The organism is Paenibacillus sp. NPDC058898 (assembly GCF_049316025.1).
In the GTDB taxonomy this organism is placed as follows: Bacteria; Bacillota; Bacilli; order Paenibacillales; family Paenibacillaceae; genus Paenibacillus_AQ.
Map to the genome: position 1 here is coordinate 66,374 of NZ_JBMOSM010000007.1, position 16,587 is coordinate 82,960.

18 protein-coding genes are annotated in these 16,587 nt (G+C 42.9%); 5 read left to right on the top strand and 13 right to left on the bottom strand.

Annotated elements, in window-relative coordinates:
• Nucleotides 1–17: 17 nt before the first annotated feature.
• Genes ACOZB4_RS19405 through ACOZB4_RS19420 form a run of 4 tightly spaced genes read left to right on the top strand, consistent with a single transcriptional unit; the run spans nucleotide 18 to nucleotide 3,022 of the window.
• Entirely contained in the window at nucleotides 18–824 is an 807-nt protein-coding gene (locus tag ACOZB4_RS19405; RefSeq protein WP_422759603.1) for an ATP-binding cassette domain-containing protein, read from the top strand.
• Entirely contained in the window at nucleotides 824–1,681 is an 858-nt protein-coding gene (locus ACOZB4_RS19410; protein ID WP_379405036.1) for an ATP-binding cassette domain-containing protein, read from the top strand. Before ACOZB4_RS19405 ends, ACOZB4_RS19410 begins: the two co-directional genes overlap by 1 nt.
• A 1-nt stretch (nucleotide 1,682) precedes the next feature.
• Nucleotides 1,683–2,447 (top strand): energy-coupling factor transporter transmembrane component T family protein, encoded by a 765-nt coding sequence (locus ACOZB4_RS19415; RefSeq protein ID WP_379405034.1) that lies wholly within the window; start codon nucleotides 1,683–1,685, stop codon nucleotides 2,445–2,447.
• Nucleotides 2,448–2,452: 5 nt separating this feature from the next.
• Nucleotides 2,453–3,022, top strand: coding sequence for a hypothetical protein (locus ACOZB4_RS19420; protein WP_379405032.1), 570 nt, complete (start codon nucleotides 2,453–2,455; stop codon nucleotides 3,020–3,022).
• Nucleotides 3,023–3,106: 84 nt separating this feature from the next.
• Here ACOZB4_RS19420 and ACOZB4_RS19425 read toward each other — a convergent pair whose 3' ends face one another.
• From ACOZB4_RS19425 to ACOZB4_RS19450, 6 genes are all read right to left on the bottom strand, one after another.
• A complete protein-coding gene (locus ACOZB4_RS19425; protein WP_379405030.1) occupies nucleotides 3,107–3,988 on the bottom strand; it encodes a GNAT family N-acetyltransferase in 882 nt (293 codons plus the stop codon).
• Between the two features lie 144 nt (nucleotides 3,989–4,132).
• Nucleotides 4,133–4,885: a hypothetical protein gene (locus ACOZB4_RS19430; protein WP_379405028.1), complete on the bottom strand. Its 753-nt coding sequence runs from the start codon at nucleotides 4,883–4,885 to the stop codon at nucleotides 4,133–4,135.
• 1,195 nt (nucleotides 4,886–6,080) lie between these two features.
• A complete protein-coding gene (locus tag ACOZB4_RS19435; protein WP_379405026.1) occupies nucleotides 6,081–6,515 on the bottom strand; it encodes a GNAT family N-acetyltransferase in 435 nt (144 codons plus the stop codon).
• A gap of 107 nt (nucleotides 6,516–6,622) precedes the next feature.
• Nucleotides 6,623–6,808, bottom strand: coding sequence for a hypothetical protein (locus ACOZB4_RS19440; RefSeq protein ID WP_379405024.1), 186 nt, complete (start codon nucleotides 6,806–6,808; stop codon nucleotides 6,623–6,625).
• Nucleotides 6,809–7,490: 682 nt separating this feature from the next.
• On the bottom strand, nucleotides 7,491–7,820 hold the full coding sequence (locus ACOZB4_RS19445) for a hypothetical protein (protein WP_379405022.1): 330 nt from the start codon (nucleotides 7,818–7,820) through the stop codon (nucleotides 7,491–7,493).
• Nucleotides 7,821–7,853: 33 nt separating this feature from the next.
• On the bottom strand, nucleotides 7,854–8,039 hold the full coding sequence (locus ACOZB4_RS19450) for an aspartyl-phosphate phosphatase Spo0E family protein (protein WP_379405020.1): 186 nt from the start codon (nucleotides 8,037–8,039) through the stop codon (nucleotides 7,854–7,856).
• A gap of 162 nt (nucleotides 8,040–8,201) precedes the next feature.
• On the opposite strand from ACOZB4_RS19450, the gene ACOZB4_RS19455 reads away from it, so the two are divergent.
• A complete protein-coding gene (locus ACOZB4_RS19455; RefSeq protein ID WP_098743596.1) occupies nucleotides 8,202–8,453 on the top strand; it encodes a helix-turn-helix domain-containing protein in 252 nt (83 codons plus the stop codon).
• Between the two features lie 260 nt (nucleotides 8,454–8,713).
• Here the strand turns inward: ACOZB4_RS19455 and ACOZB4_RS19460 are convergent, their stop codons facing one another.
• From ACOZB4_RS19460 to ACOZB4_RS19490, 7 genes are all read right to left on the bottom strand, one after another.
• Complete coding sequence (locus ACOZB4_RS19460; protein WP_379405018.1) at nucleotides 8,714–9,055, bottom strand: hypothetical protein; 342 nt, start codon at nucleotides 9,053–9,055, stop codon at nucleotides 8,714–8,716.
• Nucleotides 9,052–9,201 (bottom strand): hypothetical protein, encoded by a 150-nt coding sequence (locus ACOZB4_RS19465; RefSeq protein WP_422759604.1) that lies wholly within the window; start codon nucleotides 9,199–9,201, stop codon nucleotides 9,052–9,054. Before ACOZB4_RS19465 ends, ACOZB4_RS19460 begins: the two co-directional genes overlap by 4 nt.
• Before the next feature lie 976 nt (nucleotides 9,202–10,177).
• Nucleotides 10,178–11,728, bottom strand: a complete 1,551-nt coding sequence (locus ACOZB4_RS19470; protein ID WP_379405017.1) for a hydantoinase/oxoprolinase N-terminal domain-containing protein — start codon at nucleotides 11,726–11,728, stop codon at nucleotides 10,178–10,180.
• Nucleotides 11,721–12,824, bottom strand: a complete 1,104-nt coding sequence (locus tag ACOZB4_RS19475; RefSeq protein ID WP_379405015.1) for a DUF917 domain-containing protein — start codon at nucleotides 12,822–12,824, stop codon at nucleotides 11,721–11,723. Before ACOZB4_RS19475 ends, ACOZB4_RS19470 begins: the two co-directional genes overlap by 8 nt.
• Nucleotides 12,825–12,827: 3 nt before the next feature.
• Nucleotides 12,828–14,090 carry a cytosine permease gene (locus ACOZB4_RS19480; protein ID WP_379405012.1) on the bottom strand — a complete coding sequence of 421 codons (1,263 nt, stop codon included), beginning with the start codon at nucleotides 14,088–14,090 and terminating at the stop codon, nucleotides 12,828–12,830.
• Nucleotides 14,091–14,220: 130 nt separating this feature from the next.
• Nucleotides 14,221–15,753, bottom strand: coding sequence for a PucR family transcriptional regulator (locus tag ACOZB4_RS19485; RefSeq protein WP_379405010.1), 1,533 nt, complete (start codon nucleotides 15,751–15,753; stop codon nucleotides 14,221–14,223).
• 518 nt (nucleotides 15,754–16,271) lie between these two features.
• Entirely contained in the window at nucleotides 16,272–16,565 is a 294-nt protein-coding gene (locus ACOZB4_RS19490) for a helix-hairpin-helix domain-containing protein (RefSeq protein WP_379405008.1), read from the bottom strand.
• Between the last annotated feature and the right edge of the window lie 22 nt (nucleotides 16,566–16,587).

A 16,587-nucleotide genomic window follows, 5' to 3' on the forward strand; every position in this document is an offset into this window, starting at 1 on the left:
TAAAGCCGGAGGGAAAGATGGACAACGTTATATCGTTCAACAACGTATGGTTCCGGTACGATTCGTGCCAGGATTGGACACTTCGAGAAATCAATCTAACCCTTGATGAAGGAGAATGGCTTACGATCGTGGGTGGTAACGGTTCTGGAAAATCAACGTTAGTTCGATTGATTAACGTTCTGCTCCAACCTACATCGGGAGAAGTCACCGTTTACGGAAAGACAACATGTGACCATCGGAACTTATGGAATATTCGCCAAAATGTAGGTATGGTATTCCCCAACGCGGAGAATCAAATTGTTGGCATGACCGTTCAGGAGGATACGGCTTTTGGCTTGTATAATATCGGAGTTTCCCCGGAAGAAGCAGAATCCCGATGCCGATCCGTCTTGCAATTGCTTGGACTCGATGAACTGAAAGATCGTCCTCCGTATTTTCTATCTGGCGGGGAAAAACAAAAGCTCGCGCTTGCCGGAGTTCTGGCCATGGAGCCCAAAGTGATCATTGTTGACGAGTCCACTTCCATGCTCGATTCCCAAAGCGCCCGGCAAATTCATGAGATCCTGTCCGAACTGCATCGTAACGGATTTACGATTATCCAGGTGACCCATGAGGTCGAAGAGATTTTCACTGCCGATCGTCTTGTCGTGATGCAAAAAGGTAAGATCCAGTTTGACGGAACGCCCGAAGAAGCGGCGGAAAATTCATGCGTTTTTATGGACTCCGGCCTTCTCCCTCCGTTTTCTGTTCGAATGCGTGATCTTGCCAAGCAAACAGGGCTGAGTTTACCTACTACGAATGAATTTGAGTTCGGGGATGAGTGATGGATATTGTTTTGGAGAACGTCAATTGCATGCTTGCGGCCAGAACCCCTTTTCATAAAAAAGCCATAGATCGAATCTCGCTTCACGTTCCTGCAGGGCAGTTCGTGGCGATTATGGGGCCGACCGGGAGCGGAAAAACCACATTGGGACAGTTGATTGGAGGCCTGATCCTCCCTCAATCAGGGGTAGTACGGATCGGACCTTACCGAGTCCATAAAAAGTCCGACCGCCTCCGCCTTTGGAAAGCAATCGGATTTTTGTTCCAATTCCCCGAGCACCAAGTCATGGAGGATACGGTTTTCAACCATATCGGAGCCGGACTACATCGAATAGGTCCGAGGCGGGAATGGGTTGCCGAGCAAGTGAAACAAACGATGGAAGCCGTCGGGTTGTCCTTTTCGAAGTTCAAAGACCGGTCACCATTTCAAATCAGCAGCGGTGAATTGCGGCGGATCGCACTAGCAGGAGTATTGGTTACGGAACCGAAAATTCTCATTCTGGACGAACCGACAGCGGGTCTGGATAGCTGGGAACGGAGCAGAGTGTTGTCGTATATCAAGCAAATTCATGATGAGAAAAAAATGACGGTTCTCTACATGACTCATCGGCTTGAAGAAGCCCTCGAATACGCTGATCGGATTCTCGTGTTAGACCATGGTCAATTGTACGTGGATTTCCACCCTTCTAAAATTCGGGATCACTGGCGGCGGCTGGAGCGAATCGGTTTTGTGAAAACGCCCCTGCTCCGTTTTATAGATTCACTCGAAAAACAGTTCGTCCAAAATCTGCTCGAAAGTGTATATAAAGAAGAGCAATTGATGTCATTCATCACAATTCTCTCTAGGGAGGAACTGTGACGTGCAGTGGTTGAAGTTGCTGTCTTTCGGGCCGTCTATGAACACGCGCTCTTTTTTGCAGGACTTGGATCCTCGTTCAAAACTTATCTTTACTGCGACATATTTATCTTTGGTTACCATTTCAAATGATCTAGTCAGCGTGGTTTTCTATGTAATCGTAGGGTTGTTATTGGTTCTCGCCACCCGATTGCCGATAGCTTATCTATGGCACGGCCTGCAGGGTTTGCTCCCCCTGCTGCTCACGCTGTTTTGTTTCCACATGCTGTTAGGCGATCTTAAACATGCAATTCTCCTGCCTTGCAAACTCATTTTTTTTATCACAACGGCTATAGCGCTCAGTGCAACGACTCCCCTGACCAAGCTGGCTGACGGACTAGCGTCCATCCTACGCCCGCTTACTCGCATTCGATTTCCGGTTCAGAATTTCGTATTTATGATCTCGGTGGCCTTTCGGTTTATTCCTCTCTTTATTGATGAAGTCGACTCCATGTTGAAATCGCAAAAAGTGAAACACGCGCGTTATAAAGGTGAAAGCCTTCGAACCACATTACAATCTCTTCTTCAGCTTCTCGTCGCGCTGTTCGTTGCCGTGCTTCGCCGTGCAAACCAACTGGCTCTCGCGATGGACGCTCGCTGTTACTTACCGGGAAATAAAATCCGGGCACGCCGTTTACAGTTTAGTTGGCGCGATTGGTTGACGATCATTTCTGCGCTGGCTCTGCTTCTGATCCATGTGCTGTTGAAAGGAGAAGTTTTTGAACGATGAATCCCATGAATAATTACTGGTTAAAGCCCGTATGTCCAGAAGTTTCAGAGATTAACACCCGTTTTGGAGCGGCCCAATTTGCCACAAGAAAAATGATTACGGTCGCTTTTCTTGCCGCGCTATCCGCCATTTTTCAATCCATGGGAGGGTTATTGCCAGGGATAGGCTACTTGATTAGTCCCCTCGCCACAGCCCCCATTGTGTTAAGTACGATCCTTTCCGTCGGTTCCGGTCTGACCGCCTATTTGCTCACGATGTTGCTTCTCTTTTTTATCCAACCAAGCGAACTGATCGTTTTCCCTTTCACGACAGGCTTATTGGGGCTTGGGGTTGGCGGTTCGCTGATATATTTGAACATACGTTTGCCGGTCGTGATTACCGGGTCGTTGTCTTTGTGGGCGGGAATCCTTTTGTTGCTATACGTTTTTCGATTTCCTGTACTGGGCCCGGCAGTTTCATCTACATTTAGCCTGAGTACGATCACCATCGTTTATGTGTTCTCGCTTTTCTACAGCTGGCTTTGGGTAGAAATAAGCAGGTATTTCATTAAGAAAATAAGTAAAGCGATTACTTGAATAAGGCAATCCATGCTATCAGCGTTTTTTTAAGCTATACTAAATATAAAAGGATGAGTTAACTATATATCCATGATTGAATCATCAGATGTTATACCAATAGAATGTATAATGTGAATGCTGATGAAAGCCTATGGACTTATAAAAGGGATTATCAGAAATAACATATGCTTTCTTAGCACCTAAGGAACAGCTTCTTTTTAAGGCTTCTAAAACCACCACTTTACCAAGTCCTTTATGCCGGTACTCTGGAATCGTACATACTGGTTCAACATAAGCATAATCCGTTTTCTGACTATACCATAAGCCGCAGTATGCAACATATTCCCCATCTTCATTTTCTGCAACAATATGTAAAAATGGATTCATATTCGCTGCTGACAACATTTTTTGTTGCTTATGAATAGTAATTTCATCAACAGGCACATGTCCTTCATGGTCAAATGCCTTCCATAGTAATTTCTGATGTTTATATAAATCATTTTTTACGTTGAGATTTTTCATTGTTATGCCTTCAGGAGTTATGTAATCAAGACTAACATTCTCTAGTTCAAGTTCAAGTACATTTTCAGTCTGATCATTCTTCACAAATTTCTTGCTGTGTAATAAGTCTAGAGTGTGAGTATCCGCATCATTCACCGCAATCCCAAGGCCTTTTTCATTACTAAAAGTAGCAATGGCATATTCCAGTATATCTTTTTCCAATTCTCTATACCCTTGTTTAGTTGCAAAAAATGCTTCGCCGAAATAATGGTCATAAGTTGTTATACCTACTATCTCGTCATTACAATACCACAAGCCAATCTTATCCATGAAGTCACTATTAAAGTCAGGATGAAAAAACATCCATTCCCACCTTGCCCAATTCCAATTTATATGTTTACGGTCATCCTTTGATAATTCAATCAAAAACTCACAAACTTTATCATAATAAGAATTATCGAAGTTTCTAAAAACAATTTTCATTTCAATCCCCCATAAAACAAAAAAATTTACGACCCAATAAAATACTAATACTTTTCAAAGGCCATAAATAAATTATATCGCGCATTTCCAATAGTTAGGCGATAAAGTTCAATTATAACTGAAGTAATCTACTCCGGTAGCCATTCACGAAACGCCCCAGACTTTTGGCGACAAGAACATCAGTGACGACGCAGTGACATCAAGAGTCAAACCTGCCTCAAAATCCTCCAATTTATCAAAAACTTTCTTTAGCCATTCCTCGTCCAACCATAAATTAGGATTGCTCATCTCTCTTTCCGCAGGATGACCTGTGGCAAACGTATCTACGCCGTCCTTACTTCCAAAGTAGAAGTCCACAATCTTTAAAGACTTGTTTTCAGCGGTGATCAGCATTTTACTTCCCATTGCTGAACCTTCAAATTGAAATGCCAATTCGAGATAGCAAAAGTTATCTTCTGTATGTTGTAACTTGGCTTGTTCAAACTCATTTTTCAAACCGTAATTTATAGAATTTCCACTTTGTAAGTCCTGTTTTTGCGTTATCTCCAACATTTTATCTGTAAATTGTCGTAGGTTCTTGTTCGAAATATATTTTTCAAATAATACTTTTTCTTGCTCTGCAACTGCACCGTTAAATAAGTTTACAAATGCCTTCCTAAACTCTATAATCGTTTCGTCATCTGCCTTACTAAGATGTTCACCTTGAATAGAAAAGTCTTGATTTGCAAGTTGGTTTAGTATATCTTTTGTCTTTTTCTCGAGGGATGCCTTACTGGTTTCAGCTGGAACTGATTGAGTTTCTTTGCTTAATGCTTTGTCTTTTATATCATGGGTTTGTTTGCATCCTGTGAGTGCCACTAGCGAAGATATCATAAAAATCAATATTGTCTTTTTCATATCAGAACCTCCTGCATCAAACATAAGTAAACTTTACCCCACATCATTCTTATCAATTGACCCCAAGAACTACCCTGTTATAGCCATGGCGTAAAACATTTACGCATTCCTGACGTCCTAACGGCTTAAGGCACGAAGTGCCGGGTCGTCAGACTTAGCCGGTTGGATGTGAAGCCTGTTCCACTTCTCAGATAATCCTCTTGGCGACCAAGGAGAGAAAGCGACACAGCAGGAATGTTTTGTTATATGATTTAGCGTCTTCTTTGTAATCCCCTGAAGTCTCGTTATCTTAAACCAATTAATTATAACCTAAATTACACTTCTGTCAGTTATACACTCTTTTGATATCTTTATTAAACCAATGGACATAACCGCAACGGTGACAAGTTAATATATTCGCTGACCGATTGGCAAAATCGAGGTTTAGGAAACTTAAAAAAGCAGTATTTAACTGTGCATATCCGTGTTCGAATTTATCATAATTACAATGGACACAGGAGATACTTATCCCATTTGCTTGATATAGACCTGGTCCCATAGATTCTTTTATTTTCTTTGTAAATATCTTAAAGAACCTTTTCGCTCCATTTGACATAACTCTAATCCTCCCTGATCTATCTTTATGTTTAATATTCTTCGATATAGGAATTACCGAGTTTATAATAGTTGTTGAACTATCCTCCCGTTGCTGAATAAATTAAGCTTCCAATGATGGTTTATAGAAAAAATTATGATGTCCACTGATTTCACCTAACGTTCTTGTGTTCACGACATCCAACTACCTTTAGCCCGAAGGGCGGCCAAGATCCGGTTAGGGAGTTGGATGTGTCCGGCTGAGTTCTCCCTCAACACTCCTACTTCAGCCGGAACAAGGCGGCTCGTACGAAAAACGTGAGCTTGTTGTTATCTGAAGTTATACTCTCCTTTGAATGACTAAAATAAATTCTTTCATTTTTCTTACAAAAAAAAATTGCATCGTACCAGGAATTTGTCCGGTGATTCTGCTCCCTCGAAATGCCCTCTCCCGGACCCCAAGGGCCGCTTTACTGCCCCCAGCGTTGAATGCGATTTTACCTGAAGTCGTCGCTTCTTCGATTATACTCTCAAATCATAATATCGTTATTAACTTCTCTGAGAGGCCTCTTAAACAAGTTCTCTTCTTCAGAATGCGATCCTCTAAACTTCGTATTAAAAGTCAAAGACCTTTGTCAAAGCAATATGAATCTTTGTCATAACCATTATGTTCATAAAAGGCATGGGCATCTGTGCGTTTGAATCCACTACATAAGATTATGGTTGAAATTCCTTTCCTTTTGGAGTAATCCTCCACATATTTAAGCAGTTTTGTTCCTATTCCTTTATTCTGGAGTTCTTTTGGCACAGCAAGACCCTGGATGTGTAAGTAACCAATTTCATCTCCAAATGATAACGCCTGTACCGATGTAATAAAACCAACAACTTTATTTTCAAATAATGCTACAAATGTTTTATAGTTCCCATCTTTATTCATTCTCTCTAGCGTTACGGAAAAATTATCAAGATTAACCTTGCGATTTCCTAACACATTAATCCATAATGTTACTACCTCAGCATAATCATTTACTTCAATTTCACGTATTATAACTTCCATATTCACACCGCCCAATATATTTAATTACAAAGGATTCGAACTATTTTTATCCCAACGATTTCAGGTAACGTTCTTAGTTGACTCATCTTTGAGCAAGCTTCCTAATTTCAATGATCTTCTAAATAAGAATTTGTTAGTAAGCCAATTATTTGAACTACTTCAGCTTCTGCTACTTTTTTAGGTCCTTGCATAAAATATCCCTTCATCCCTACTACTAATGTTCTTCTATGTCGAGCTCTAGAAATAGAACCCACATCCTTACTGTTCCACTTGAGTTTACTTGTTTGTTTCATCCATAATAAGGTTACCATATTCATCCTCAAATTCCGGGTGTAACACTCTTAAATCTATTGAATTTTTCATAAAATCCGATTCTATAGCAAAATCACTTCTGTATCCTTGAGTAGGAAGATTTCGTCTGCCACCTTCTTCAGGTGTATAAAAACAATACTGTACAAGAAAATCTGGAGGATGTTTTCATATTGTTTCATAAGGAACCCACATAAGTATATCTTCCTTTCTTTTTTTATCATGCTTTTGCTTTAGGCAATTGCGTATAACGCGCGAATCCGAGAGGCTTAAAGGAGCGCCAGCGACTGGTTCCGACGGACTTATCCTCACAAGGTTGTGAGTTGAATTCACTTCTCTTGTCCCCCGAAGTGTAGATACGATGGACCTTTTGAGTAAAGCACCCTATTCTTTATTCCATTTTGTCTTGTTTATTTCTTCTTTTATTTCAAAGCTTATTTCAAATCTATTTCGTACACATTGGTAAGGCTGCTACGTAATATAATGCATCATATCAATTTGTTACCCATTGGAAAAATCCAATGGCGGTGACCAGATCACCCAGGTAGTGTATGAGTGATTCAAGTCGGTGAGTAGAGATAAGAAATGAAGTAAGGGACAAAATAAGGAAGAACATAAAATAGCCGAAGCGTGTAATACTGAAACTTCGGCTTATTTTAGTTCAATTCAAGGTTGTTTCGCTTTATGGACATTCGGCTTTTCGCTTTCTCCATCTGATCTCATCGAATGACTCAGCAAGGATACAGTGAGTTGAATGCCATCCCGTAGCCCTTGCATGTACAGCAGCTCATTCTGTATCCCTTTGCTTATGATGTGATGATTCTCCCACTCTGCATATTCAGGCATCCGCTTCACGTCCTTGTCTGCAAACAACGTTTCAAACGCCTCGTCTGCTTCCCTACATACCTGACTTAATTCAGGATCATGTTCGATTCGTGCAGACACTTCATCCAGTCTGCTTTGAATCGCTTGTTGAAACCACGGTGGAAATTCCATTGTTTCGCCTCCCCTACCTCACATTTACAGTACTCATCGTGCAACCCGATTACGTCTCGCTTTCATGTCTTCATATCGGGCTACCAGTTCATCGACCCTTCGGCTCTGTGCCAGAACCTCAGGGTTATCGGATAACGGAATCGACTTCTTTACTGACTCTTCTCCAAGCTTATTCAGCTTTCGCCGTTCCTCCTCCAATAAGTTGTGCAACCGGCTCATCCATCCACACCTCCGATGGGTCTAAAATTCATCTTCTCTTGTTAATGCTAGAAGGAGCAGACTTTTTAATGCGATTATCGGTTTATTTTATTTTAATTCGATATTCGCATTAAAACAACCGTAATTTCTCTTACAATTTGGATAAAATGAGGGGTGTTACTGATGAAGCATAGACAAGAACCACCTGGGAACAAAAATATTATCGGTTCCCGAGTGATAGCTATCCGGAAAAGTAGAGGGATCAAGCAAAGAGAATTCCTTGCCAGATTGCAAACATTAGGGCTAGATATCAGTCAGACCAGTCTCTCACGTCTGGAGGGTCAAGATCGTCTCGTTCAAGACTATGAAGTCGTGATGATCGCCAAAGCTTTGGAAATCTCTGTGGGATATTTACTTGGGGAAGAAACTGAGTAAAGAAAGTAAGGTTGCACTGCAGTACCATCATTCCGTACGCGATCTAGCATTTCCCTCATATCTATAGGCACCATAAAATTAATAATATATCTATTCGTCAACGACAGGATCCTGGTAATTTACTGGTTACTTCTTCTATGACTGTCGGAGCAGTTACAAAAGCCAAAAAGAGGCAGCACGATAATTACTCCCTCCTTACAAGCAGACGACCTAGATACTTTGTGATGAGATGTTAGCGACTTCTATGATTACCACCAATATTATTTCGGATTTAATTCGTTTGACTTGTCGTGTTTTACTAATTCGCTTTTTGAAAAGAACTTAATTATCTTTCCATTTTCAATTGCATATTCAATTTCTTTTCTTGTGCTGCTACCAATGTAACCACCAACATCGATAACAAATATTTCATCTGACATGTCAATTTTACGAAAATGAATTTCTTCAAACAATTCTGCTTGTTCCTTGGTAATCTCGATTCCTTCGCTTTGCTCAAAAAAAGCTAAACTAAAAACAATATTCCCTTTAAGGGTTAAGTATCTATTGGCTTGTTCAAATTCTTTTTTTAATTTTGTCGATCCACATAGTGTTATTACCTTCATTTGTACTCACCTCTTTTACTTTTTGTCCACTGATTCTGCTCCTCTGCCAATCGCTTGTCTTTCAATATGTTATTACGTCTTAACACGCCTGTAATACGCTTTTCTATTCTAGTTTTGTCGTCTTTATATGCTTCAATATTCTTCAATCCATTTTCTGTTCACTTCTTTTTCCATTAGAATCGAGCCACCCAAGATTCAACTGTATTTCCTATTTGTACCATCCTCGCAGAATTGTCTGCCTGAGGTCATCTTCCCCCGAAAATCCGTAGGCAGACCAAGGACTGTCAGCGACGCCGTGTAGATATGGTGTTATCTGCTCCCTCCCACAATTCATCAAAAACAGCTGATCGTTAAGAGTGGTTACAGTATGTCCACAATTACTTTCGTGTGAGGTAGATAACTCACACGAAAGTAATTGTTAGATCCTCAAAAGAATCAAGCGGTACTAGAGAATAATAGAATTCTCCATCAATATAAGCATAGTATGGGTAACCCCATGACTTACCTGACATTTCAACAGTGACATTGTTAGTTAAATGACCTGTCACTTCGGCATAGTTACTTGTAAGCACAGCAGGTAGGTCTAACCAAGTCGGAACTGCAACATAGAAACAAAAGATAGGTATGCCAATAAATAGAGCAAACATGAAAACATAAGATAATCCAACCCCGAAAACATGCTTCACCTTCCCGAAAAACGTCCGTTTTATAGCCTTTTTGATACTTTTTTTTCGTAGATTTATTTTTCGAGTTTTCTAAGTTCTCCATACAATTTTGTAGAGGAAAATCCACAAAATAAAACTTCCGAGTAAGGTGAATAACAATAAACTTAGCCAGTACACGACCACTTCATTTCCATCCCTTCTAAGGTTAAGCTAAACCATCAGTAGCCGCTTTCTGAACTGACTATGTTGCTCATTTCTGAAGTATCTACCCTTTATTGGATTACCGTCTCATTTAGGGTTCTTACGGTTAACTTAATACACATTTATCATAACTATATTAGCTTCCCAGTTAATATTGTTCAATTAAAAGTGAAATCTCTTTTCCGCTAATCACATTCCACCTCGCCGATAATAAAAAAAGCCCCACACAAGCTTGAACTCGTGTGAAGCCTCTTATTTACTTCATATTCCCTACGACTTTTACTCTCAGTCTTGTCGCATTTCCCGGATGATAAGCCAGAGGAGTTTCTTCCACTTCCACCAACTCAACCGTCGCCGGATCAGCGCCAGCCAGCACCGCCTGCTTCACGGCTTTTTCTTGCGCATCTCTTAATGAATCCTCACGGGGCTCTGTAGAATAGATGTAAATTTGCTCATATTGTCCGCTGATTTGGGCAATACACGCGCCAATGGCGTTAGCCACGCCCCCGTTCTCAGGCTTGATCATATGGGATACTCCGCGAATGGTGTCCGGGATCACGACACTGCCGCCGCCTACCAAAACAAGCTCAACGTCTCCCGACGATGTCTTCATTTTATCAATGGCCTGCTCAATGATGGTTGCAATTTCAGCTTGCACATTTTTAGCGAAGTCTTCATCCAGATGCGCTACCAAGCTCTTATCTCCGACATCCGCGAGACCCAGCCGAACGGCAATGTCTGTTGTAGTCAGCGTATGCCCGCCAAAGACCAGCGCTTCCTGTCCAATCTTGTATCCTACGCTGTCGGGGCCAACCGTAATTTTGCCGTTCTCCGAGCGCACAATGCTTCCGCCGCCCAGCCCAACGGAGATAATATCCGGCATGCGGAAATTCGTTCGAATATCGCCAACCTCGACCGCAACCGAGGATTCTCTCGGGAAGCCGTCCTGCAAAACCCCGATGTCCGATGTCGTCCCGCCCACGTCGAGAACCATCGTATCTTTGATCTTCGCCAAATAAGAGGCACCGCGTATGCTGTTCGTTGGCCCGCATGCAATGGTTAGAATCGGAAATTGTTTAGCGAAATCTATCGACATTAAGGTACCGTCATTCTGGCATAAAAACACCGCTGCGTCTGTGATGCCTTCTTCTTCTAACGCCTGCACAAATCCTTGGGTCGTCGTTTCAATAACCTTACACAAGGCTGCATTGAGTATGGTCGCATTTTCCCGTTCGATTAAACCGACAGAACCGATCAGGGAAGAGCAGGAAACAGGGAATCCCGCTCCATACACTTGATGGATGAGATCGCGAACCTGGAGCTCCTGATCATTTTTAATGGATGAAAACACCCCTATGACTGCGATGGACTCGACACTGCTCCGCCATTCCTCTAAAAGGGCTGTAATTTCAGCTTCATCGACTTCTCCAAGCACTTGGCCGTCATATTCATATCCGCCATGAACGAGAGCATATTTACCCGACAGCTTCTGAACCATATCCTCAGGCCAAGACGTGTACGGAGCAACGGAAGCCGTTGCCGGGTAACCCAGACGAATGACGCCGACTTGGGCCAGCTTTTTGCGCTCAACAATGGCATTCGTGCACTGTGTTGTACCTAACATAGCATGCGTTATTTGGGTTTTATCAATTTTCGATTCCTGCAGTAAATTCCGGAGCGAGGTTTCAATACCCGCTTTAATATCCAGACTTGTTGGTGATTTCACCGCATGAATCAAATGATAATTCTCATCCAAAATGATGGCATCCGTATTGGTGCCGCCTACATCGATCCCGATTCTATACATTCTCAACCACCGCCTTTTTCACCAAATCCTCAATAGGAACATAATCGTAATCATACCCGAAGTATCTTGGTCCTGCCGTCTGGATCCCTTTTTCCGTTCTCCACTTTTCATGTGCAGGCAGTCCGACCACCCGTACGCGCTTCCCATATTTCAGGCTCTCCGTGGTCACTGGCAACAAGGTTTCGTAATCGACCAGACAGATTAAATCCGGGGTGATCGCAGCGACTTGACCGTTCTTTTCCGCAACCAGGTTTTCATTTTGAAAATGAACTTTCATCTCTCCGCCTTTAAACGCCTCGATTCCTTCGAGATGCATTCGTCCAAGATTAAATCCGCCTTTGGTTTCCCGGATGACATCCACGATTTTACCTTGGAAAAGTTCATAGCCGGACACAAGGTTCAGCAGTTCTTGAAGCTTATCGCCCGCGTCCCGATTCTTCGATGTAATGATTTCTCCAATCTGTTCGGAGAGGGTCACAATATGATGAACGCCGCTTTGCTTTATTTGAGCACCCGTTGCCGGGTACAGGCTTACCAGAGCACTTGCGCCCATTTCAACCGTGGCCACTCTGGCGAGCCGTTCCGTCCATTTATTATCAATGGTCTCAAAGATGCCGATGTTCCCTTTTTCATCCGAAATCGCCATTGGTGTCGCCGGAATGCCGTCCAGGTTAAACGTCACCATTTGAAGCTCCGGGAACGCTCGCCCCATACCGTCACAGTCGATCAGAGGCAAGCCCAGCTGCGCCGCAACGACGATGGGAATCATGGAATTGACGCCTCCTGCTTCCATCGGAAACGTGCCGGCGATCTGATCTTTTCCCAAGTAATTCGCTAATTTTTGGAACACCTTAACAAACTCGTCCCCTTTAGGGAATTTCTCCACTAATACGGAAGGCGCCCCCATCATCGCGGCCGGAATGAAAAAGTCCTCATCCTTAATCTCATCGACTGAGCATAGTTTTACAGGTCCAAACTTCTCAATGGCCGAGAGAGCCATCAATTTTCCGATGTAAGGGTCTCCCCCTCCGCCGGTTCCCAGAAATGCTGCGCCGACTGCGATGTTTTCAACAGCTGCTTTATCTAAATATCTCATTCATTATTCCTCCAATATAACTGTCTTCTGAGCCGATAAACGATAGCCTGCATAATACACGACAAAAGAAATGACAATCCCGATCAACGGCTGATTTGGTACCTGCGGCAAGCTTGGGAACAAGGATAACACAACAGGGGTACTAGCAATAACCGCGCTCAATAGCCAGGAAACGACGCCCAGTGTATTCACGCCTTCGACCTCATGCCAGCGGCTCTTATCCCCTTTGCCAAGCGCCCAGTAAGATGCGATCATCACGCCTGCAACCGGCGGAATCATGGCCGACAGGATGGACATGATCGGAGTAAAATAGTTCAGTATACCGACGACGGCCAATACGGTCCCAATGGTTCCCGCGATGCCGACGGCCCATTTCTCTTTTTCCTTCGATACGTTGAACACATTAATGAGAGCAAAACCGCCTGAAATAGCGTTCACGAGGTTCGTCTTCCACGTAGCCAGGATCAAAACCACGCCGCCAACAAACGGAGTCGTGATGCTCAAAAAGGTTGCTGTAATATCGCTGGCTTGGTAAGCAATCGTCAGGACAGCTCCTGCACCGATCATCAGCAAGCCTGCCGGAACAATTCCGAATAGAGCGGCTTTCAGGACATCGGACCGTTTTTTTGAAAACTGCGAATAATCTCCCGCGATGACTGCACCCAAGGCAAATGAACCCAGCGTTATCGCCAGCCCATCCGTAAAGGTCATAGCTCCCTCAGGCTTATAATTCTGAATGATCTGCAGGGAGTCACCGGTCAATGCTTCGATAAGACCAAATATGCTGATTCCCACCAATAAAGGAACGGCAATATAGCTGATGACGCGCAGCACTTTAACGCCATAGATCGCCGAGACCACCATCACAAGACCGCAGATAAGAGAAGCCAGCGGAACCGGGACACTCATTCCACCTACGGCTAACAAATTGGCCAAGGCCGCACCGCACACATTCGCCTGAATTCCGAACCATCCAAGGCACGCAATGGCGAGGATGATCGAAAGAATCGCCCGAGACCCTTTTTTGCCAAACACCTGACCTGCAACCTGAACCGTCGGCCTTCCTAAATCCGTGCTTTGAATACCCTGCAAAATCATGAGCAGCACAATAATGGAATAACCTGCTAACGTGACAAGCAATGCCTTCGATAGTCCCATGCCTGCAATAAGCGCATTCCCTACCAACAAACTCGGGATGCTGATTACCGCGCCAGCCCAGATGATCCCGAGACTGAACCAGGATTGATGCTCTTTAACGGCTTTCATATGATCCCCCCAATCCTGTTCGTTCGAATATTGTTTTCTTATTGTAAAAGATGAAGTAGGTCAGCGTCTTTTTCAGAAAACAAAAAAAAATCCGATGTTTTTGTCTTATTGGACAAAACATCGGAACTTTTTAGTTATGGATGAGACGGTAGACCATGCAGGCGGTATAAACATCGTACGATTCCGAATTGATGGTCACATCATATCCTATGAGCTCGCAAATTTTTTTAATGCGATATTTCACCGTATTTTTGTGGACGAACAACAGCTTGCTGCAGTCATCCATATTCCCCTTCGCATCCAGAAGAAAAGTCATCAGGGTTTTCAATGCGTCTGCGTCGTCCATAATTGGCTCCATGACGGACAAGCATTCTTCAGTGATCTCTTCCCCTTGTTTGCTGAGGTCTATGGCCCGTTTCATGGAACGGACTTCAGCTGCGGTGTATAGTTTGCGGTTATGATAGATGCGGTGAACCTCTTTTGAGACTCCGTTTACGAGCTGGTACATTCGGCGTACGTCCTGTGTGTTCCGCATTCTCGGAGAATATACGATGCTTGATATGTCAGCCATGAGACTCGTGGTTTCGATATATTCCGCTGCGATTTCAAACTCATTGTATTTATATGAACAATTCCCTAGCAACACGACAACGCAGTGATCGATCGTTTGAATGACCGCGGTTTTATAATATTGCGAGAGATGCGCTTTTAAGTCTTCCCTTATCCTTCTTTCGTCCGACAAATCCCGAATGTAAACGAGCCACATCATTTGGATGGCGGAAACGTCAATATAGAGCAAACTGGCCAATCTGCGCATTTTTTCGCTTTCATCATTCACGATGGCTTTAACCAAAGCGTATTCGCTGACCTCGTTATGCTTATCTCCCCACAAATTGATGGCCACCTGCACCACCTCGCTGATTTGGTCCATCGTCTTCGGAGGCAGCTTCGTATTCTCTTTAATGAGAAACAGGTAGAGGATCTCCCCGTTTTTTTGATGAACACGTTTGTATTCAACAAAGCAGGACGAATCCAGCTCTTCTCCTTCTCCCATTCTGCCGTTCAAAATGGAAGGCGCCATGGACCGGATTAGATTCGCAACATCGAGCGATGAATTGCGCGGCCACATGACACGATTGATGATATCCAGGTTGCTGTTTGTCAGAACGATGTTCGCTTTCATCCGGTCCGACAGCAGTTTAAGGGTAATTTCTACGCTCCGCAAATGTTCCGGCAGCAGCGAGACCTTTTCCAGTGATTCATTCACGAAATGCTCATTCACATTCTGATTGCTTACGATTGCCTCCATGACTTCATAAATGACTTCATTATACCTAAGCGAGTAATCGTTTCTCGGCATGCAAATGATAATAAAATTCAGAGATTCGGCCAGCTCGAGCACTTCATCGGCTATATCTGGCATGATAATGCCAACATAGTACAAAATCAATCCCACTTCACCAAGGTCATGCAAATATTGAACCGTTTTGCATTGCTGCTCCACGCTGTCCTTAATGGAATAAAAAGAGCTAATGACCAGCTCTTCGGCATACCACTCTTCTTGAACAGTTTGAATAATTTGCGAGAAGAAATTGACATCCGCCACCTCTAAAACAGATAAAGAGGACACGGTCTGATGAAGCCTGCTTGTTCCAGTGATCACCTGAGCTCCTCTAAATGAAGGCAGCTGCAGTAAATCTTTAACGGTTACCCCAATTCAACCACCACTTTTTTGTTCGATTCAAGCTGCTCGCATAACGAAGCAGCCTAAGATAGGCTTCATTAATATTAGTATAACCCTCATTATGATAAGCAACCAAGTATGTTCCTTTGCCAACTATGAAATTTTTTTGCATACTCAGCCTGGCCCATTAAGATGCTGAGTCAAAAATCGACTCGTACAAATATTCATCCCCTGTTAAGGATTTCTTATAACGCACCCGCATTTACGACGCGACCCGGGCTTAGATAGCATTTATCTTAGGCCGGGTCGCGTAGCGTCTGAATCATAACCTTCATTAAACTAAGTCTCCATATATCTTCTTAGTCGAATTTATATAACCAACTATATAAAATGAACTAAAGTTTAACCTTGCTTCTCCTTGATTCCATCTGGAATAAAGCGAAGTGCTTTCCTTTCTTTAGTTCAATTTATATATCAGCGTTTTTTCACAGGGAGTCTTAGCACCGTTGGCCGCGATGCGGAAATCTAGCACCATTTTTATCTCTTAATTCATCCAAAGAATAATAACCTAACATTAATAAATCCTTTGCAAATTTTGGTCCGATCGAAGGTACACTTTGAAATTCCGATAATGCCTTAATTTCCTTCGCTCTATATTCTGGAACTTTCAGAATAGAACACAATTCGTTAAGTGTTATATTATGAATCTCGCTAATGAGTATTTTATTTCTCCTCAGCTCTTTTCTCTCAGAGATAGTCAAATCAAGCTTTGGAATCTTGTTCTTTTTCATTCTCTCACCCCTTTTAAAAATG